General features: G+C 61.1%; 12 protein-coding genes. 7 read left to right on the top strand and 5 right to left on the bottom strand.

The genetic code is table 11. The features are described 5' to 3' along the window. The first annotated feature begins 36 nt into the window (after positions 1–36). Both QRN52_RS03135 and QRN52_RS03130 read left to right on the top strand, forming a co-directional pair. The gene (locus QRN52_RS03135) at positions 37–4,890 is read left to right on the top strand and encodes an NAD-glutamate dehydrogenase (protein ID WP_284751310.1); all 4,854 of its coding nucleotides are present in this window, start codon (positions 37–39) and stop codon (positions 4,888–4,890) included. Between the two features lie 30 nt (positions 4,891–4,920). Beyond that, on the top strand, positions 4,921–6,390 hold the full coding sequence (locus QRN52_RS03130) for a sensor histidine kinase (RefSeq protein ID WP_284751309.1): 1,470 nt from the start codon (positions 4,921–4,923) through the stop codon (positions 6,388–6,390). 130 nt (positions 6,391–6,520) lie between these two features. Here QRN52_RS03130 and QRN52_RS03125 read toward each other — a convergent pair whose 3' ends face one another. Next, positions 6,521–6,769, bottom strand: a complete 249-nt coding sequence (locus tag QRN52_RS03125; protein WP_003804966.1) for a WhiB family transcriptional regulator — start codon at positions 6,767–6,769, stop codon at positions 6,521–6,523. A gap of 228 nt (positions 6,770–6,997) precedes the next feature. Here QRN52_RS03125 and QRN52_RS03120 point away from each other — a divergent pair, with 228 nt between their 5' ends. After that, the gene (locus tag QRN52_RS03120) at positions 6,998–7,495 is read left to right on the top strand and encodes a hypothetical protein (RefSeq protein WP_390279195.1); all 498 of its coding nucleotides are present in this window, start codon (positions 6,998–7,000) and stop codon (positions 7,493–7,495) included. A gap of 6 nt (positions 7,496–7,501) precedes the next feature. Here QRN52_RS03120 and QRN52_RS03115 read toward each other — a convergent pair whose 3' ends face one another. Further along, positions 7,502–11,608: a type VII secretion EssC family protein gene (locus tag QRN52_RS03115; RefSeq protein ID WP_284751308.1), complete on the bottom strand. Its 4,107-nt coding sequence runs from the start codon at positions 11,606–11,608 to the stop codon at positions 7,502–7,504. 211 nt (positions 11,609–11,819) lie between these two features. Here QRN52_RS03115 and glf point away from each other — a divergent pair, with 211 nt between their 5' ends. From glf to QRN52_RS03095, 4 genes are read left to right on the top strand one after another with little or no spacing between them, the layout of a single operon-like run. Next, the gene (gene glf, locus QRN52_RS03110; RefSeq protein ID WP_284751307.1) at positions 11,820–13,007 is read left to right on the top strand and encodes a UDP-galactopyranose mutase; all 1,188 of its coding nucleotides are present in this window, start codon (positions 11,820–11,822) and stop codon (positions 13,005–13,007) included. Further along, positions 13,004–15,031, top strand: coding sequence for a glycosyltransferase (locus tag QRN52_RS03105; protein WP_284751306.1), 2,028 nt, complete (start codon positions 13,004–13,006; stop codon positions 15,029–15,031). The genes glf and QRN52_RS03105 overlap by 4 nt, the downstream gene beginning before the upstream one ends. Continuing rightward, complete coding sequence (locus QRN52_RS03100; RefSeq protein WP_284751305.1) at positions 15,028–15,921, top strand: ABC transporter permease; 894 nt, start codon at positions 15,028–15,030, stop codon at positions 15,919–15,921. Before QRN52_RS03105 ends, QRN52_RS03100 begins: the two co-directional genes overlap by 4 nt. A gap of 2 nt (positions 15,922–15,923) precedes the next feature. Next, positions 15,924–16,655 carry an ABC transporter ATP-binding protein gene (locus tag QRN52_RS03095; RefSeq protein WP_284751304.1) on the top strand — a complete coding sequence of 244 codons (732 nt, stop codon included), beginning with the start codon at positions 15,924–15,926 and terminating at the stop codon, positions 16,653–16,655. Positions 16,656–16,788: 133 nt separating this feature from the next. Here the strand turns inward: QRN52_RS03095 and QRN52_RS03090 are convergent, their stop codons facing one another. The 3 genes from QRN52_RS03090 to QRN52_RS03080 all read right to left on the bottom strand — a co-directional run bounded on the left by QRN52_RS03090 (position 16,789) and on the right by QRN52_RS03080 (position 20,679). Next, positions 16,789–18,729 carry a DUF6541 family protein gene (locus tag QRN52_RS03090; RefSeq protein WP_350225121.1) on the bottom strand — a complete coding sequence of 647 codons (1,941 nt, stop codon included), beginning with the start codon at positions 18,727–18,729 and terminating at the stop codon, positions 16,789–16,791. A 97-nt stretch (positions 18,730–18,826) separates the two neighbouring features. Next, positions 18,827–19,690, bottom strand: a complete 864-nt coding sequence (rfbA, locus tag QRN52_RS03085) for a glucose-1-phosphate thymidylyltransferase RfbA (RefSeq protein ID WP_284751302.1) — start codon at positions 19,688–19,690, stop codon at positions 18,827–18,829. A gap of 74 nt (positions 19,691–19,764) precedes the next feature. Then, positions 19,765–20,679, bottom strand: a complete 915-nt coding sequence (locus tag QRN52_RS03080) for a glycosyltransferase (protein ID WP_284751301.1) — start codon at positions 20,677–20,679, stop codon at positions 19,765–19,767. Positions 20,680–20,688 lie beyond the last annotated feature (9 nt).

Here is a 20,688-nt window from a genome sequence, read left to right as displayed (position 1 = left end):
GACGCAGCAATCGAGATGTGATGGAGGCGTTTGTCGATGTCGTCAGGATCCAGCGTGGAGGATCGTTCTAAACCTGCAGTAGTCCGGGAAGGGTTCTTCGGAGACTACTACGAGCATCTCGCAGAGGAGGACGCCCGCGGATACGCTGCCGAGCAATTGACCTCCAGGGCAGCGGCCCACCGGGAAGCGGGACAGAGCCGAAAGCCGGGCACCGCCAAGGTCAAGATTGCCAACGAGGGTGATCGCAGCATTCTGTACATCGTCACAGATGACATGCCGTTCCTGGTGGACTCGGTGAACGCCGAACTCGTCCGCCAGAACTGCGCTATCCGGCTTGTCATGCACCCACTCTTCGTGGTTTCGCGTGACCACCTCACGGGCGACCTGTCCGACATTGCCCGGGTGCCGTCGAACATTGGCATCTCAAGCGGTGACACCGCGGCAATGCCGAATATCGCCCATCTGATCGCCCAAGGCGACAACGTCTCCCACATGGAGTCGTGGATCGCCGTCGAGGTTGACAGGGTGGCCGACGACTTCCAGAAGGAACTCGTGGACGGAATCCACCGCGTCCTGAACGACGTCCGCGCCGCCGTCGAAGACTGGCCCAAGATGCGCACGAAGGCGCTTGAGCTGGCATCATCCCTGGACAAGGTGGCCCACCCGGAAGACATCGCGGAGCTCAGGCAAGCGCAGGACCTTCTGCGTTGGTTGGACAACGGCAACTTCACGTTCCTCGGTTACAGGGAATACGACCTCATCACCGAGAACGGTGAAGACGTCCTTGAGTTGCGCGAAGAGAGCGGCTTGGGACTCCTGAGGGCAGGGGACCACCCGCACCAAATCCAGCACCTCACCGACGCCGGACGCAGGAAGGCGCGCGAGAAGCGTGCCTTGGTCATCACCAAAGCCAACTCGCGGTCCACCGTGCACCGTCCCGCATACCTGGACTACATCGGTGTCAAGAGCTTCGATGTTGCAGGCAACGTCAACGGTGAGCGCCGCTTCATCGGCCTCTTCGCCACGAGCGCGTACACCGGTTCCGTAAGAAACATCCCCATCGTTCGGGAAAAGGTCGACGCCGTGCTCCGCTCAGCCGGATTCCCGCAGGACTCCCATTCCGGCAAGGACCTCGTCGGTATTCTCGAGACCTACCCGCGTGATGAACTCTTCCAGATCGAGACCGAGGATCTGGCCGCAACGGCTTTGGGTATCCAGCGTCTGCAGGAGCGGCGCCGCACCAAGCTCTTCCTGCGCCCGGATATCTACGGACGGTTCATGTCGGCACTGGTCTACCTGCCCCGTGACCGCTACACCACCAACGTCCGGCAGCGGATTGAGCAGGAGCTCCGCGAGACTTTCGAAGCCGAGAGCATCGACTACGAGGCCCGGATCACGGAGTCCGCACTCTCGAGGGTGTTCTTCCGTATCCGGCTGCCGCGGGAGGCTGAGCTTCGCGACGTCGACGCCGGTGAACTCGAAAAGCGGCTTGTCCGGGCTTCTCGGTCCTGGGCTGAAGGAATTGCCGAGGTGCTCCGCGAAAACACAAGCGGTTTGGATGCCGAGCGGCTGTCCGCCCTGTGGGCTGATGCGTTCCCCGCCGGCTACCGGGTCGACTACGAAGTCGAAGACGCACTCAAGGACATTGAGCGTTTCGAGAAGTATGCCGCCACAACCGACCGCGACGCCGTCGCTGTCCAGGCGGTCCCCGGAGTGCATGTCTATTTGCCCAACGGCGCCGGCGAACTCCTCGAAGAGGATGCGCGCGTCAAGCTCTACCTCTTGGAACCCAAGAGCCTGAGCCAGATCCTGCCGTACTTCCACAATCTTGGCCTCGAGGTTCTCGACGAACGACCATTCGAGATTGAGACTGCCGACCACCGCGACTTCTTCCTCTACGACCTTGGCCTAAAGTACCCCGCCGGTGTCGATCCCGTGGCCACGGGCCAGCTCTTGGCGGACTCCTTCAGTGCCGCAGTGACGGGTGCGGTGGAATCCGACAGTTTCGACCGGCTCGTACTCCGGGAAGGTATCCACTGGCGGCAGGTTGTCATGCTTCGCGCCTATGCGAAGTACATGCGCCAGATGGGGAACACCAACTCCTTCGAGTTCATTGCGGATACCCTTCTTGCGAACCCGGAGGTTGCACGCGGCCTGATTGACCTGTTCGGGGCCCGCTTTGATCCTTCTTCGCCTGACGCCGCGCGTCCGGCCCGCCAAGAGAGCGCCCGCGCCACATTGGCCGAAGCAATTGACCAGGTGGCTACGCTCGACGCCGACCGGGTCCTGCGGACGTTCGTCAACCTCATTGAGTCGACGCTGCGCACGAACTACTTCCAGGGCAAGTCGTACGTCAGCTTCAAGCTCGATCCCACCGCGATCGACGGCCTGCCGTTCCCGAGGCCCAAGTACGAGATCTGGGTTTACTCGCCCCGCGTTGAAGGCGTTCACTTGCGCTTCGGCAAGGTAGCCCGTGGCGGCTTGCGCTGGTCCGACCGCCGTGAAGACTTCCGGACCGAGATCCTCGGGCTGGTCAAAGCACAGACGGTCAAGAACGCCGTGATTGTGCCGACCGGCGCCAAGGGCGGATTCTTCGCGAAGCAACTTCCGGATCCGGCACTTGACCGCGCCGCGTGGATGGCGGAAGGCATCGAAAGCTACAAGACCTTCATCCGCGGCCTCCTCGACCTCACCGACAACCTGGTGACCACAGCGGACGGCGAGAAGATCGTGCCGCCGTCGGACGTCGTCCGTCAGGATGACGACGATTCGTACCTGGTGGTGGCCGCGGACAAGGGCACGGCAACCTTCTCGGACACTGCCAACGGCCTGGCCGCCGAGTATGGCTTCTGGCTGGGGGACGCATTCGCTTCCGGTGGTTCCATCGGATACGACCACAAGGCCATGGCCATTACGGCCCGAGGTGCATGGGAGTCGGTCAAGCGACACTTCAGCGAGCTGGACCTTGACACCCAGACTGAGGAATTCACCGTGGTTGGCGTCGGCGACATGTCCGGCGACGTGTTCGGCAACGGGATGCTGCTCTCCAAGCACATCCGCCTGCTGGCCGCCTTCGACCACCGCCACATTTTCCTCGACCCGACGCCGGATGCGGCTTCGTCCTTCGCCGAACGGCGGCGTCTCTTCGAGCTGCCCCGTTCTTCCTGGGATGACTACGACCGCTCGCTCATCAGCGCAGGTGGCGGGGTCTTCCCCCGCCAGGCCAAGGTCATCCCGATCTCGCCGGAGGTCGGCAGGTCCCTCGGCCTGCCGGACGGAACGGTCCAGCTGAGTCCTCCGGAACTTCTGCGTGCAATACTCCTGGCTCCGGCCGATCTCCTGTACAACGGCGGGATCGGAACGTACGTCAAGGCCAGCACCGAGTCCCACGCCGAGGTGGGAGACAAGGCAAACGACGTCATCCGCGTCAACGGGCGCGAGCTTCGGGTCAAGGTTGTCGGCGAAGGCGGCAACCTCGGAATGACGCAGCGCGGACGCATCGAGGCCGCATTGCAAGGCGTCATCCTCAATACCGATGCGATCGACAACTCTGCCGGCGTGGATTGTTCCGACCATGAGGTCAACATCAAGATCTTCGTGGACCGGATGGTTGCCGCCGGGAAGCTGGACGTTTCCGAGCGCACATCGTTCCTCGCCGACATGACCGACGAGGTCGGGCGCCTTGTGCTCGAAGACAACATCGATCAAAACATCCTGTTGCTCAACGACCGCACACGCGTCGCCGAATGGAGCCCGAGCTACGAGCGCCTCATGGACTGGTTGGAGAAGTCCGCCGACCTCAAGCGGGACCTTGAAGCGCTACCGACCACCGACACTCTTCGTGAGCGGCTGGAACAGGGCCAGGGCCTGACGTCCCCGGAACTGTCTGTCCTCGCCGCATATGCCAAGATCGAATTGGGCTCGGCCTTGCGCGAAAGCGATCTGGCGGATGATCCCTGGTTCCGTAAGACGATTCGCTCCTACTTCCCGAAGCAGCTCCGCGAACGTTTCGACGCCGAACTGGACACCCATCCCTTGCGTCGTGAAATCGTCGCGACCGTGGTGGCCAACGACATGATCAACCTGGGCGGCATCACCTTCGCCTTCCGCACCATGGAGGAGACTTCGGCTACCGAGGTCGCCGTCGCGAAGGCGTTCGTGGCCCTTCGAGAGATCTACGAACTCGACTCGATGGTGCGGGAGCTCAATGCCTTGCCTGCTTCGTTCCCCACGGAACACTGGAGCACCGTCCACCTCGACATCCGAAGGCTCCTGGACCGCGCCGTTCGCTGGTTGCTCAGCCAAGGTAACGCGTCGAAGCCGATCTCGGAGATCGTCGCCGAATTCAAGCCGATGATGGACCCAATGCGGGCCAGGGTACTCGACTACCTACGCGGCAGCGACAAAGAGCGCGTCACCGCTTGGCTTGAAAAGGCGCGTGCGTGGGGCCTGCCGGATGAGCTTGCCCATCGCTGGGCCGAGCTTTTCGAGAGCTTCGTGCTCCTGGACATCGCCAAGATCGCGCAAAGCCGCGAAGCCCGTGTGGAAGAAGTCAGCCACGTCTACTACACGGTGTTCGACCGCTTCCACGTCGATTCATTGCTGGAGCGAATCACAGCACTGCCGCGCGATGACAGGTGGCAAGCTCTTGCCCGTGCAGCCCTGCGCGACGACCTCTACTCGACCGTGGCGGACATGACGACCTCAGTGCTCGAATCGACCGACGCCGGACTGGACGCCGAGGCTCGTTTGCGGGCTTGGGAGGATCTCAACGCCGAGCAGTTGGGACGCGCGAAGAGCATGTTTGACGAGGTCAACGCGTTGGAGGCCGACGACATGGCCTCTCTGTCGGTAGCATTGAGGCTCTTGAGGTCAATCGTTCGACGCTAGGGACAAGCCCCGGCGTTATATGGAGGTGCAGTGGCAATCTTTACAGACCCCATCAGGGAGCACGCTGATTTCGGGCCTGGAGATGCCGAATGGCTGCACCTCCTGGTCGGCGACTGGCAGATGGTCGCCGACCTGGCGTTCGCGGACTTGGCCCTATGGTTTCCGCACCCTGAATTCGGTTACATCGCGCTTGCCCACGTCAGGCCGTCGACGAGCCACACCGTGTTTCATGCGGACTTCGTCGGGGAAGGCATCCGCTCGGATCTGCGACCGATAGTCGACAAGGCGTGGTCCAGCCGCTCCATCGAACGATCCAGCGAAACAAGCTGGAGCAGCGAGATGGCCTTGCGGGTAGAAGCGGTGCCCATGGTCAGGAACGGACGGACCCTTGCGGTCGTCACATCCCATATGGACCTTTCCAGTTCACGGATGCCTTCACGCCTGGAACTCACGTACAGGCAATGCGCCTACGATCTGCTCCGCATGGGAACGCTGGGACTGTGGCCGGACTTCGCTTCGCCGACGGGTTCCCGCCGCGGCGCTCCCCGCGTGGGTGACGGCCTCATCAGGCTCGACGCCGACGGCATCGTGCAGTATGCGAGTCCGAACGGCGTCTCCGCGTTCCGCCGCCTCGGCGAGGTGGAAACCTTGGAAGGGCGGTCCCTCGCGGAAGTAACCGCAGGACTCCTCAAGGACCGGCGGATGGTGGACGAGACGTTGCCGCTGGTCGTGACCGGTCGGATGCCGTGGAGAAGCGAAATCGAGTCCCGCGGAGTCAGCTTGTCACTGCGCGCGATTCCGTTGCGCGATGAAAAGCATCGCTTCGGTGCTCTGGTTTTGTGCCGCGACGTCTCCGAGCTGCGACGCCGCGAGCTCGAGCTGGTGACGAAGGACGCGACGATTCGTGAAATCCACCACCGTGTCAAGAACAACCTGCAGACAGTGGCTGCTTTGCTGCGCATGCAGTCGCGGCGGATGGTCAGCGATGAGGCGAAGCAGGGCCTGGAGCAGGCAATGCGGCGAGTGGCGACGATTGCGCTGGTGCACGAGACGCTTTCGCAGGGGCTCACTCAGAGCGTTGATTTCGACGAACTCATCGGACGTCAGTTCCGGCTTTCGGCGGAAGTAGCGTCCCCTTCGCAGCACGTCCGGACCGAGCGCGCCGGCCTGTTCGGGGAATTGCCGAGCGACTTCGCCACGCCTCTTGCGTTGGTTATCAATGAGCTCGTGACAAATGCCGTGGAGCACGGTCTTGAAGGACGGGCCGGAACAGTATGGCTGATGGCCGATCGTTCCACGGGGGAGCGCGGCGATGAACTCCTGACGGTGACGATTGCCGATGATGGGGTCGGTCTGCCCGAGGGGTCCTACACGGAGGGCCTCGGCCTTCAGATTGTGCGGACACTTGTCACGAGCGAGTTGGGTGGCAGCATCCAGTGGATGCCGCGCGACGGCGGTGGCACCGCCGTCGAGATCGTCCTGAACCTGGTGCGAAGCTAATGCCGGCCGCTCGCGACGCGCTCTGTCGGTAGACGCGACAGACATACGAAGATGGCCCGGACCTTTCGGTCCGGGCCATCTTCGTATGTTCTCTTTGCCTCAGGCGCTGTGCTTTGTGGGTCCCAGACGCTTAGGAAGCGCGGCGGGCGCGGGCGGCGCGGCGCTTGAGCGCGCGTCGCTCGTCCTCGCTCATACCGCCCCAGACGCCAGCGTCCTGGCCCGATTCAAGCGCCCACTGAAGGCATGTGTCCACGACGGGACAGCGGCGGCAGACACTCTTCGCTTCCTCGATCTGGAGAAGCGCAGGGCCGGTGTTGCCTACTGGGAAGAAAAGCTCCGGGTCCTTGTCAAGGCAGGCTGCGCGGTTACGCCAATCCATGCTGATCAGTCACTCCATTCGTGAGTACTAGTTAAGCCTTTTGTGAAAATATTCACGAGAGGCTTCATAGGAAAGGGGACCCATTGGGCCCCCTTGGTCGTCTGAGTCAAGCGTGTCATGTTAACGCCATGTAAACAAGGGGTTCAAGCCTTTGAAACCGTGAGCGATGCATCACACTGGCCGCCGGGCTACTCACAGGTATTCGACTATGTCCGGTAGTGTGCCAGTGTGTCAAGACCCCCTCTGAACCCTAACCATGACCCAGCAGCGCCCGGCGACGACAGCCGAGGGACCGGCCGCGACAACTTTGGCCGGACATCCGGCGGAGGAACGCGTCCCGTAGGAATCGTTGTTATTTCGATCGTGGTTGTGCTGGAAGCCCTCGCACTATTGACCGCCGGGGTGCTGTATATATACGAGTTGGTGACTGGTGCTCCGGTGGCCTCATTCTGGGGAGCCGTGTTCACCCTGGGCCTCCTGCTGGCCTTTTCTGCGTTGCTGTTTGCCGTGGGACATTTCCTGTTCCGTGGCTACCGCTGGACCCGGGCGCCAGCGTTGGTTGCCCAACTGTTCGCCCTGACGATCGGCTTTCCCACTTTGACTGGAGGGCTGGTTCTCGCCGGTCTTGCCATGGTGGTGCCGGCTTTGGCCGGGATTGTCTTCTTGTTCGACAAGCGGGTCATTGCCTTCGCGTCCCGAGCGGGCGGATCCCGCGCCGCCCTCTGACCGTTTTCACTTTGGTGCGGCTTCCGAGTCCGGTGCTACTTCCGAGTCCGGAGCGGCGACCTGGAGGGCACGTGTTTGTCCGTTCTCGATGAGAACAGCACGACCCGGCGGTGCCGCGTGTTCAATGTCGAGGCGCACGCCGAAGAAGTCCCCGGCTGTAGGCGAGCCATTGCCCAGAAGAATTCCGCTTCCGTGGTTTCTGGCCAGGGAGGCAAGGGGCGTCCGGTGCAGAAGGGCCGGGCTGTGACCCGCAGTTGCGACGACGGAGAAACCCATACCGGGAAGTTCGGCCAGGAGAATACCGGTTTCGATGCTGAGGCGTTCGGCGTCGTCCACGAGGGGGACGACTTCCGGACCCACGAGCTTGCGGCTGGCGTCCCGGTGGAATTCGGCCCAAAAGGCATCAGGATCGGCACCTTGGGGTAGCGTCCGCCATTCACGGCCTGGATTGAGCTGAGCCAATGAGGTGAGCAAGGACGACTTGCCTGAACCCGGGGTACCGAGGGCGAGGAGGACGGCTGATCGCGGCAGTGTGATCCAAACAGGTTCGTTTTCGTCCCCTCCCACGCCGATGAGCACCGATCCCGGCCCGCGAGCGGGGGAATGGGCGACGGCTTCTGTTCGGTTGTCCGCCGCGAGATCCGAAGCGCGGATGAGTTGCGGCAAGGGATCCACCCGGAATGGGTGCCGACCAGGCTGACAGGGCACACAGTACGGCCAGGCCGCATTTGGCAGGGGTGCCACTAGCTGGGCGACTGCAGTGTCAACTTCTATGAAGTTGCCGCCCACGACGGCCCGACCCCTCAGGGCCTTCATTGCCGCGAAACGGGGCCACGCCAACCGCCCTTCTTCTGTGGTTCCGGCGGGAAAGTATGCGCGGTTGGGGATTGACGCGAACATGCGCGACGCCGTCAGTTCGCGGTCGCCCGTGACAAGAACGGCCAGTCCTGACTTCGGTCCATCGCGGACGATTGCATGGACAAGGTCTTCGGCCCAGGCCAGGGGCCCTGCGCGCAACTCAGAGACCCACGAACCCCAGCTTGATATGACGAGGAAAAGAGGGACTTGCCCGACGACGGTCCCTAGGGATTGCCGCGCCGACATTTCGGCCGCGAGCCTCTCCAGGATGCGGACGCCCCTTCTGATGTCGTTGACGGTGGCAACCGCACCCACGCGTCCCTGGGCTCCCACATCAGCGAATAAGCCGTCTCCGTCAAGGACGTAGAGATGGAGGTCCTCCGCACCTCCAACAAGTTGCGCCGCTGTTGCCCGACAGGCATCTTCAATTCCGCTTCCAGGAGGGCCAACGAGTCCAAGATGCCCGTGGACGAGCGGACTCCAGCACAGGCCGGCCACTCGTTGCTGCGTGGGGAAGTCGGCCAAGCCAAGGTAGGCCGTCGGGCCTGCCCTCGTTCTGCTTGCCGCGTGCTTGCTTGTCGTTGCCGTCCTGCCAAGGGATTCGGGAAACGGGATGGACTCAGGAAGGGGATGTGCAACAGGTGTCCGGAGCGGTCTACCCCCGTGGACGTCCCAAACCCGGTTGATTGCTTTGATGATGGGGCGGGCGGCTTCCGCGGGCGTTGCCTCCACAGCCTGAGTCTCTGCCTCGGCGCTTTCGAACCAACCGCTGAAGCGGAGCGACCCTGCCGCCGGCCGGGCAATGGTCTTCGTGAGTGACGGGGCCTTTTCGCTACCGGAGAGAGTCGCTGACTGAAAGGGCTCGGCATCTTCCACTCCGCGGACCATGTACGCGCGGCCAGGCAGGGACACGGGAATCGATGCCGCTGCGGCCGAGTTGATGACGTCCCGGGATTCCATTTCCGATTGGACGCGAAGAGCAATGCTGGTGGTGACGTTCGCCCGGATGTCCGCACTCAGTGCACCCTGTGGACGTTGGGTTGCCATGATCAGGTGGATGCCCAGAGACCGGCCCAGGGTGGCGATCCGCATCAATTCGGCCAAGGCATCAGGGGCGTCTTCAATGAGCATCCTGAATTCGTCGATCACAAGGACCAGACGGGGCAGCACTGGAAATTGGGTTCTTCGTCCCGTTGCTGCCCCACTCCCGGTTCCCCCGACGTTGGCCCAGTATGCGGGCAAATCAGGGACACCGGCCTTCGTGAGGATCCCCTCCCGCATCCGAACCTCGGCACGGAGGGACGTGAGGGTACGTTCGAGCTCGTGTTCACTGAGGTCCGTGAGCATTCCGACGCATTGCGGGAGGTCGACCAATGGCCCGAGTCCCGAACCTCCCTTGAAATCAACAAACAGGAAGTTGACCCGGTCCGGGCTGTGGGTCAGCGAGATCGCCGACACTATTGTGCGCAGAAGTTCGGACTTGCCCGATCCCGTTGTTCCAGCAACGAGGAGATGCGGGCCATCCGAAACCAGGTCCAGGGACCGGGGACCGTCGGCTCCTCGTCCGATGACCGCTGAAAGCCCTCTGCGTGCTGAAGAAGCGTGCCAGCGGGTTGCGATGTCAGAGGGCTCAAAGGGAAGCAGGTCAGCCAGCTGGCAGGTAGACGGGACAAGCGGCGCCCTTTCTGCCGTAAGGCCGGGCGCTCTTGCCAAGGAGCGACAGTAGAGGTCAAAGACCGAGCGCGGGACAAGGTCAGGATCGAATTCCGTCTCTGAAAGACACGAGCGGAGGACTGCGCGCCTGTTCCACAGATCGACTACGTAATCGCTTTCATCGCCGCTCGCCGAGCGTTGGAAGATTCTCCAGCCAGACTCGATCGCCGCTAGCCGGAGTGGGCCGACGGCGGGATCCTGTTCGGGCCCCACCAGAAACAGTGCTCCTGATCTTTCCGCGGGCGCCGAAAGAACAGCTGCTGCTGAAGAGGCGTCCGTGGTCAAGGTAACGCGGGGGAGGAAACGGGCGCTGAACGGCAAGAAGGCAATCGGTCCGTGTATGAGGACAGGAACGTTGGTCGCGCTGGGAAAGGCCGCCAGCTGCATGAGCAGAAAGCTGAACATTCCTTCCACGATGGCGTCAGGTCCCGTGAGTGAAACTGCTTGGATAGAGGGATCCAGGGCCACCGGCACCGGGCCCAACTGAGGTGGCTCGAAGCTTGGATCCGCGGGATCGAGTGCAACCAAGGCGTTCTGCACACTGGTTCCGAGCCGGAGCCAGATATCGCGGCGGACCACCGTTCCTTCCGTTGTACTGGTTTTTGGGGGCGTAAACTGCATTCGCCCGAGTTCTCCTGAGGAGGAAGCAGTTGAGCTGACGGCATAGGCGAGCTCCGCAGCGGACGGTGAGCATCGCCGTCGTCGGGCTCGGTCTTGTTCGACGGCCGCCGCGATCGCGGCAGCCAGAAGGCGGCGCTCACGTCTTCCCGATATTGCCGGGGCAAGGACCGCGATGGCAGAAATTGCGGTGAATCCAAGGAACATCCACATGCCAGTGGCGAGTGCCATTCCAACTCCCAGCAGGAACGGAAGTCCGGCCGTGAGGAGAAGTTGCGTGCGGTTGCCGGCATCGTGGCGCCGAAGAACCACAATCGGCTCGGCGACGCCCAGGCCAGCTGCCCCCAGGGAATCCGCTCCGAATTCTTCGTTGCCGAAGACCACTGACATGACGGAGCCGCCACAACGGATCGTGGAAGCGGTTGAGAGAGAAGAGGAGCGGACTTTGCGTCCATCGACCATTGTTCCGTTAGCGCTGTTGTTGTCCCTTATTGTGACTGCTGTCTCGGAGATCGTCAGCACGGCGTGAACCCGTGAAACATCAGGATCCGGGAGGCAAATGTCCGCGCCGCTCCTGCCGATCCTGTAACTGCCACGTTCCAGTGGAATCACCAGGCCCGCGGCAGGTCCGGCGTGCACGAGCAAGGACAGGGCCGCGGGACCGCGTTTGCTGTTAGGGGTATCCCGTGCCTCCGGATCGGCCCCGTCGACCAACACAGCTCCGGACATGAGCGGCGCCGAGCCAACGGCGAGACCGCCGAGCGGTAGCCCATCGACCGTCAGTCTCGCAGTTCCGAACTCGGCCGCCACGGCGGCCTCGACGACGGCGCCGGGGGTGCCGTTGCCCACGGCTATGGCGAGCTCGACGGGTTCACCTTGCCGTAAGGCCCCTGGGGCCCGGACGAGGGTGCAATGGAGTGTCACTGTGTCCGCTCCTTCGGCTCGCGCGACTGCTGTTCATCCACGATATTTGGGATGTGGGCCGGGTGTTCTTGGGCAGTTGGCCTATGTGGAAAACGCCGTGCTCGCGGGGCAGCGAACGGCCGCGGCGGCAATTGGATGCGGCATCTCAGGTAGGCTTGACCTGCAGCCAATGCAGATCATTAGGCTGCCCGCATTCGAACCAGGAGTATTTGTGACCGCTGACCTCGTCATCGTCGGGTCGGGCTTTTTTGGCCTGACAATCGCAGAACAGGCCGCCACTGAGCTGGGCTTGAAGGTTGTTGTCATTGACCGCCGGCACCACATCGGTGGCAACGCCTACAGCGAAACGGAAGAGCAGACAGGAATCGAAGTGCACCGCTATGGCGCGCATCTCTTCCACACTTCAAACGAGCGAGTGTGGGAGTATGTCAACCGGTTCACGACCTTCACAAACTACGTGCACAAGGTGTACGGCGTGCACAAGGGCGAGGTCTACTCCCTTCCCATCAACCTGGCCACAATCAACCAGTTCTTCCGTGCCAACCTGACTCCGGGCCAGGCGCAAGACCTGATCAGGGAGCAGGCTGGCGAACTCGCGGGAACCGATCCTCAGAATCTCAACGACAAGGGCATCCAGCTGATCGGCCGCCCGCTGTACGAGGCATTCATCAAGCACTACACCGGCAAGCAGTGGCAGACGGACCCCAAGGATCTCCCGGCGGGCATCATTTCGCGTCTTCCTGTCAGGTACAACTACGACAACCGGTACTTCAACGACAAGTACGAGGGCCTGCCGACCAACGGGTACACGGCGTGGATCGAGAAGATGGCCGAGCACCCGAACATCGAAGTTCGCCTGAACACGGACTTCTTTGACGAATCACATGAGTATTCAAAGAACAAAGTTGTCGGCAAAATTCCGGTCGTCTACACAGGACCTGTGGACCGCTACTTCGACTTTGTCGCTGGAGATCTGTCCTGGCGCACCATCGATTTCGAAGAAGAAGTCCTGGACATGGGCGACTTCCAGGGAACGTCCGTTGTCAACTACAACGACGACGACGTCCCGTTCACCAGGATCATCGAGCCGCGCCATTTCCACCCGGAGCGTGGCTACCAGACGGAGAAAACCGTCATCATGCGCGAATTTTCCCGGTTCGCCGAAAGCGGCGATGAGCCGTACTACCCGATCAACACCCCGGATGACCGCGAAAAGCTGCTGAAGTACCGCGATCTCGCAGCCGCTGAAAAGGACGTGTTGTTCGGCGGACGCCTCGGCACCTACAAGTACCTCGATATGCACATGGCCATCGGTTCTGCCCTGTCCATGTTTGACAACAAGATCCGTCCGCACTTCGAAAGCGGCGCAGAAATTGAAAGCGGAGGAGTGGACGCATGAGCGTTTCAACAGAGCCCATGAACCAGGGCGCTACGCCCGGACTGGGCGAAGATTGGCAGACCGTCCATCGTGTTGTCTTTCCGACGGACGGCGACACCGACACCCTTCCGCTGTACCTGGACTTTAACGCAGCCCAGCGAGTTGTGTCTGAAGAATCGCAGACATCCAAATCCGGTTCGGGCGTCACTGCCGTTACGTCGAGCGGGGCAAAGATCCGCTCAGACTTCATCGAGAACCGGCGCCAGCTGCACTTGCCGGCCTATCGGCGGCTTTCCTTCGGAACGTACTTCAATGCGTTCCCCGCGAGCTACTGGCGGGCGCACACGGATATCACCAGCGTGCGCCTCACGGTCGCGGTCGACGCACCGGCAACCGTTGTCATTCTTCGGTCCAGTGCGAGGGGTACTTCCAACAGGGTTGAAAGCATCAGCGTAGACGCAGGACGGCCGGTAGACGTCGTCCTGCCGTTGGCCAACTTCGGCGACGGCGGCTGGTACTGGTTTGACCTCGTGGCTTCATCTGAGCAGGTCAAACTCCTTGGCGCCGAATGGTCCGTAAAGAAGCCTGAAGGATTCGAGGCCGGCACCGCCACGGTAGCGGTAACCACTTTCAACCGCCCCGATTTCTGCGTCAAGCACCTATCGACATTTGCCGATTCCCCCGAGCTTCTCGAGGTGATGGACCGGCTCCTGATCACGGACCAAGGTACGCAGAAGGTACGGGACCAGGAAGGCTTCGAAGAGGCAGCCGCTCGACTCGGGGACAAGTTCGGACTCATTGAGCAGGGCAACCTCGGTGGTTCGGGTGGTTTTGCGCGCGGCATGCACGAGACGGTTGAAGACGGCCGGAGCAAGTACGTCCTGCTGTTGGACGATGACGTGATCATCGAAACAGAGGGCGTGTTGCGCGCTATCAACTTCGCTGACTTCACGCGGAAGCCGTCGATCGTGGGCGGTCACATGTTCAACTTGTACGAACGCTCGGTGATGCACAGCTTCGGCGAGGAAGTGAACGAGTACAAGTTCCAATGGGGCGCGGTCGAGAGCACAAAAGAAGCGCATGACTTTTCCGCGAGCAACCTTCGCACCACGCCGTGGATGCATCGCCGGATCGACGTGGACTTCAACGGCTGGTGGATGTGTTTGATCCCGACCAGTGTTCTCCGCGACATCGGACTGTCTCTTCCGGTATTCATCAAGTGGGACGACGCCGAATACGGCATCCGGGCCCGCCGCCACGGCTACCCGACAGTCACCCTCCCGGGGGCCGCTGTCTGGCACATGCCGTGGACTGAAAAGGATGACACCATCGACTGGCAGGCCTACTTCCACCAGCGAAACCGCTGGCTTGCCGCCCTGGTCTACTCGCCCTACAAGAAGGGCGGATTCCTGCCGCGCCAGAGTTTCATGGTGGATGTCAAGCACTTGTTGTCGATGCAGTACTCGGCGGTCGAGCTTCGCTTGGACGCCCTTGAGGACCTGCTCAAGGGACCTTCGCACTTGCACCAGACAATTCGGACCAAGCTCCCCGAAATTCGTGCGCGACGTGCGGACTTCGATGATGCCCGGATCACAAAAGAGGTAGCAACCTTCCCGCAAGTAAGGCGCGTGAAGCCACCCAAGCGTGGAAAGAAGCCGTCTTCCCCGAAGTCAATTTTCGCTGCCCTCGCGACAGCTGCATCAGCAGGGGTTCGTCAGGTGCAAAGCGTAAGGCCGGGAGCCCTGGAGCACCCAGAGGCCCTCGTTCCGGCAATGGATGCCCGCTGGTGGCGACTGTCCCAGCTGGACTCGGCAATTGTCTCGTCCGCGGACGGAACCGGTGCATCTTGGTACAAGCGCCATCCTGAGCATTTCCGCAATATGATGGCCCGCAGCATCAAGCTCCACCAGCAACTTCTCCAGGACTGGGAAAAGCTTTCCGAGGAGTATTCCCGGAGCCTGCCCGAGTTCACGTCGCAGCAGGCGTGGCGCGAGACTTTCGACGCGGTGACCACCACGACTCCGCAGGAAAAGGCCAACGGGTGACAACTGCGAGTGGCTTCAGCGAGACCGCCCCTCTCGTCCGTCCGGGCGTCGGGGGCGGGCTCGCGGACGTGTTCAGACAGCGATTCCTGCTCAAACTCCTTGTTCGGAAAGAACTGCAGATCCGCTACAAGGGCTCGGTTCTTGGGCTGCTTTGGTCATACGTAAAGCCGGGCGTTCAGTTCCTCGTCTTTTACATTGCCTTGGGCGTATTTCTAGGACTTGAGAAGAGCGCTCGAAACCCGGACGGCCTGGCCAACTACGCAGTGTACTTGTTCTCCGGAATCGTCCTGATCAACTTTTTCACGGAGGCGCTCAGCAACGCTGCACGTTCCATAGTGGGCAACGGTGGCCTCATCAAGAAGATCTACCTGCCGCGTGAGCTATTCCCCGTTGCCTCTGTCTGGGTTTCGGCCGTACATTTCATTCCGCAGTTGATTGTCCTGGTTGTCGCCTGTGTCTTCGCAGGGTGGCACCCGAGCCTGCTGCAGCTCGTCGCAGCCGTCGCGGGTTTCGTGATCGTAGCTATGTTGGCTACCGGTTTAGGCCTCCTCTTTGGCTCTGCGAATGTCTATTTCAGGGACTCCGAGAACATCGTGGACATGCTGCTGATGGTTGCGACGTGGACCTCTCCCATCATGTACTCGTGGACCATGGTGCAGAGCAAACTCGGCGCGAGCTGGTACGCCGTTTACCAAGTCAATCCCATTACGATCGGCGTGGAGGCGTTTCATTATGCCTTCTGGCTTCCAACCACCGATGAAACGGCCCCCATGCCGCCGAATCTTCTGCCCCTTTGGGTCCCTGTGGGAATCGTGGTTTCCCTTGCAGTTCTCGTTCTCGGCCAGTGGGTATTCCGCAGGCTTGAGGGCCGATTCGCGCAGGAGCTGTGACGATGTCTGTTGCAATCGAAGTCCAGAAACTGAATAAGCAGTTCGTGCTGAGGCATACGCGCTCCCTCAAGGAAGCAATTGTCTGGCTTGTCACCGGCCGTAAGGGCGACATCTCGAAGAAGTTCCACGCTCTTCACAATGTCGATCTTGAAATCCAACAAGGTGAGACTGTGGCGTTGTTGGGCTTGAATGGGTCCGGCAAGTCCACGCTGCTCAAGCACATTTCAGGTGTCATGTTGCCCGATAGTGGATCTGTGCGCACGCGGGGCAGAGTTGCCGGCCTTATCGAGGTAGGCGCCGGGTTCCATCATGACCTGTCGGGCCGGGAGAACGTCTACCTGAACGGCGCGATCTTGGGGATGACTGAAGCTCAGATCGACGAACAATTCGACTCCATCGTGGAATTTTCCGAGATCGGCGAGTTCATCGACACGGAGGTCAGGTTCTATTCATCTGGAATGTACCTTCGCCTGGCGTTCTCAGTCGCCGTTCACACAGATCCAGAGGTTTTCCTCGTGGACGAGATACTGGCAGTTGGAGACGAGCCGTTTCAGCGCAAGTGCCTCGCCAGGATCAAGGAGCTTTCCGCGGCAGGGAAGACCCTCGTCGTGGTCAGCCACGACCTCGAACTCGTGTCCCGCATTTGCGATCGAGGTGTGGTGCTCAAACACGGAAATGTCGTGTTTGACGGAGCCATCGATGAGGCTGTGGCGCAGCTACGCAGCCAAGTCTAAGCGCGCGTGAGAGAGTCCAAGACGCCCCGCCTATGGCGGGGCGTCTTGGCGTTGAGGTGGTCACGAATCATCCGGGCGCGGGCTTCCTCAGAGGCCTGCGGAGCTCGGCCTCGGAGGAAGCTGCCTCTTCAAACTAACCGCACGCGGTTACTTTGAAGAGCTTCGCCTCACCGACCTGCGCTAGTAGCTGGAAACCTGGAGTCGCTTTCTCAATCAAGAGTCCCTTGAATCCGTGGTCCTCTCCATGAACCTCTTGGGTTCCAAAATTCAAAGCATAGCCGACGCCGGTCGCATGGACTGCCTTGCACACCTCAGGGTCGCTGACAGCGTCACGGAGGCGATCGTTCACCACGAGGACCGCGGGCGTGTACGTCGTAAGGGTGTGCTTGGATGTTGTGTTTCTGTCGGCAAGGGCGAAGGCCATTGCCGAGCCATTCCAAGGATTGACCGCAATTGTGGCATTTTGTGGCACGTACTTGTCGAGCTCGTCAAGAAGAGCCATTTCGTCTTGATTCACTAGGGGAGCGCTTGGAGTCGTCGAGTAGATGTTGCGAGCAGAGGTTATGGAACTACCCAAAGGAAGCGTTTGAAACACAAGGGCCATGGCGAGCAGCACTACAGGCAGGACGATCGCACCAACAACCTGCACTCGGTCCCGTGTTCCGAACCACTTACTTCGAGTCTCCCGGCTAGAGAACCACCAGAGCTGGCACCTTTTGATCAGCCAGGCTAGACCGATCGCTGATAGGGGTACTGCCACAATCGGCAGCAAGGCCGCCAGGCGGTAGCTGTCGTTGTACCAGACACCGGTCAGCACATTCCGGAACCACGGGTCTGGACCGGCGGAGACGACCACAAACAACACGGCAGAGACGAGAAACGACACCAAGAACCACAAGTTATGCCGTCTCCGCGCAAGGACGGCGATTCCCAAAAGCATTAAGCCGCTCACTGCCCACGCAGGAGCGTGATGCATCGGCGAGTTTGTCATGACTTCTCCGACCGCCTGGCCAACAGTCTGGACCGGCTTCCAGCCGGACGCCTCCGCCGGCGGCCGGATCAGCTTCCACATGACCGCCATGACTGCAAAAGCGACCACCAATCCCACGCCGAAGACGATGATGCCCCGGTAACCGAGAGCTCGCCTACGTTGTCGAACGCAGTATCGAACATAGCTGAAGAGCAAAATCGGCGCTGACAGGGCCACGAGAGACATGAGCCCGTTTGGATGCGCAATCGCGAGTCCTGCTGCAAGGCTGGGTGCTAGGGCGAAACGGGCGAGGGCCGGTATCCTCCTGATGTCGCCGGCCGCGAAAAACACGGCCACGGCAGCCAACGCCGTCGGCAGCATACTCAGCGCGAGGAAGTTCGGGTAGAGGACGCCAAAATCCAACAACAGCAGGGGGAAAGCACTAAACCCTGCCGCGAGAAGACCGGCGGCACCAACAACGTAGCCGTTTCCTTTGGTGACGACTTGCGTCAGGAACATGCAGCCGAGGGGCCACACTACGGCTGCAATGCAGATGTTTAGGACGTTTGCCGCAACGCTGATCGGAGCTCCGGTGATTTGCACAACGAGGGACGCCAAGTCATGCCAAGCCGCAGGGTAGAAGTACGGCGGATTGTCCCCGTTTGTCATGCTCGTGAGGGTCAAGGACGAACCGTTGCCGGTGTCAAGGATGTAGCGGACCGCGTTGAGGTGGAACACGTTGTCAAACGTCTGCGATATGTTGTCCGGCCGGCCGAAAGCCTGGTGGAGTTCGCTTGCGATAGAAAGGCTGCCGACGAGGAAGCCGGTTACCGCGACATATACAGCGGGTGTGGGCCGCTTGAATTGGAGCCGTGATGGTGCGGCGAGTCGGTCGCGGGTGAGGTAGCTCGCTGCGAAGAGAAGAGCCGCCAAGACCAAGGCAGCGACGACGGCTGGTGCCAGGGACCACGAGAGACCCATGTAGGGAAGGACAATGGCAGTAGCGGCGACGGTAAAGACACTGAGCACCGGTGCCACCGCAAGGAAGGTCAGGCCACGGAGGCGCAGCGACGCTGCAATCAAGCTCCCGGGTATAAAGAGCACTGCCAAGCTGGCAAGAAAAACGGGAAGCGTTGAATACCAACTCAATTGGACCCCACCTGTAACTTAAGGACGTGCGACGACGGGCGAATGTTGAGCCCTAGTCGTCGAGGAGCCCGAGCAAATACTGGCCGTAGCCGCTTTTTACCAGAGGCTCGGCGCGTTGGCGGAGTTCGTCGTCGGTCAGGAAGCCTTGGCGCCACGCGATTTCTTCGGGCGCGCCAATCTTCAGGCCCTGACGGTTCTCGACAGTACGGATGAAGTTGGAGGCGTCGTTGAGGTCGTTGAATGTTCCTGTATCCAGCCACGCAGTGCCGCGGGGAAGGATTTCGACGTGAAGCTTTTCCTTCTCGAGGTACGTGCGGTTCACATCCGTGATTTCGAGTTCTCCGCGTGCTGAGGGCTGCAGGTTCTTGGCAATGTCGACGACGTCGTTGTCATAGAAGTACAGACCCGGAACGGCGTAATGGGACTTGGGCTTGGCGGGCTTCTCCTCAAGGGAAATAGCCTTCCCGGTCTCATCAAATTCCACGACACCGTACGCTTTGGGGTCGCCAACCCAGTAACCGAAGACCGCGCCACCGTCGATGTTGGCGTGTCGGCGCAACTGCGTCCCCATACCTTGGCCGTAGAAGATGTTGTCACCGAGGACGAGGGCGACGGTATCGCTTCCGATGTGGTCCGCACCAAGGATGAATGCCTGGGCAAGGCCGTCGGGGGACGGCTGCTGAACGTAGCTGAGGTTGATGCCGAACTGCGAGCCGTCCCCGAGGAGGCGCTGGAACTGATCGGCGTCGTGGGGGGTGGTGATGATGAGGATGTCGCGGATCCCCGCCAGAATGAGAGTCGACAGGGGGTAGTAGATCATTGGCTTGTCGTACACCGGCACGAGCTGCTTGCTGATGCCGTGTGTGATCGGGTGCAGACGAGATCCGGTACCACCGGCAAGAATGATTCCACGCATGCTCTACATCTTTCCTTACGCGTCAGTCCCCAGCAAAACGGGGCCGATATCGTCGGACTACCGTCAAGCCCGGATTACCGGTGCTTTCGGCCGCTGTTGCCGCGGACGCCGTCGACTATGCCACTGACGGCTGATGCCAGCCGGGCTGTCCTTCCGGGGGCGAGAACACTGACGTACGCCAAGTGCCGGAGATCGGTCAAAATGCCGCCGATGACCCAAACCGGATGGCGACGTGCGTAGCGCGTGCCCACGAGGATCCTGTTTCGGAAAATGTAGTAGTAGCGCCACGTTGCGGCGATCCGGACCTGCAACTTTCGGCCGCCGAGGCGAACCGCTCGCCCGAACAGCTTGGCATCAACCATCGTTCCAAGCGAATGATCGAATTCCGTGTCGGCAAGTACTGTCGGCAGGCCTGCGTCCAGCGCACGGAAATAGTATTCAGTGTCCACCAGATCGATAAACAGTCCGTCCCAGAATTGGCCGATGACATCCAATGTCGAGATCGGGATCAGCAGTCCTGATTGGATGGGTTCCTTGCCCAGCACCACACCACGCCTAGTGCCTGCCCGTTTCACCGGGTTTCCGTGAATGCGCGCCGGTGAAACCAGCCCTGGCTGGACCCCGGCAGAGCTGGCAGATGCCGCTGCGGCCAGCAGCTGTTGGACGTACCCGGCTGGTAGAAGCGAGTCTTGATCCACCGTGACGATGTGTTCGACGTCCTCGTGATCCCGCGCACGGGCGATTCCGGCGTTCAATGCAGCGGCGATCCCTGAGTTCGACTCCAACCGGAGGACCACTGCACCTGCCTCGGCAACCGCCGCAAAGATGTGGTCGAACCCGCAGCCTCCTCCGTCGTCGACGACGACGACTGTGGATAGCTGCTTCAGGAGTGAGGCCACGTTGTCCACCAACCGCGGTGTCGGACGGAAAGCGGTGACTACTGCTGCGACGTTGGCAAGCCGAAGGGATTGGTCCAGCTCAGGAGTCATATCCGATTC

The sequence above is a fragment of the Arthrobacter sp. efr-133-R2A-120 genome (genome assembly GCF_030209835.1).
GTDB lineage: Bacteria > Actinomycetota > Actinomycetes > Actinomycetales > Micrococcaceae > Arthrobacter.
Note: the sequence above shows the minus strand (reverse complement) of the source record. Positions and strands in the feature narration are given on the sequence as shown.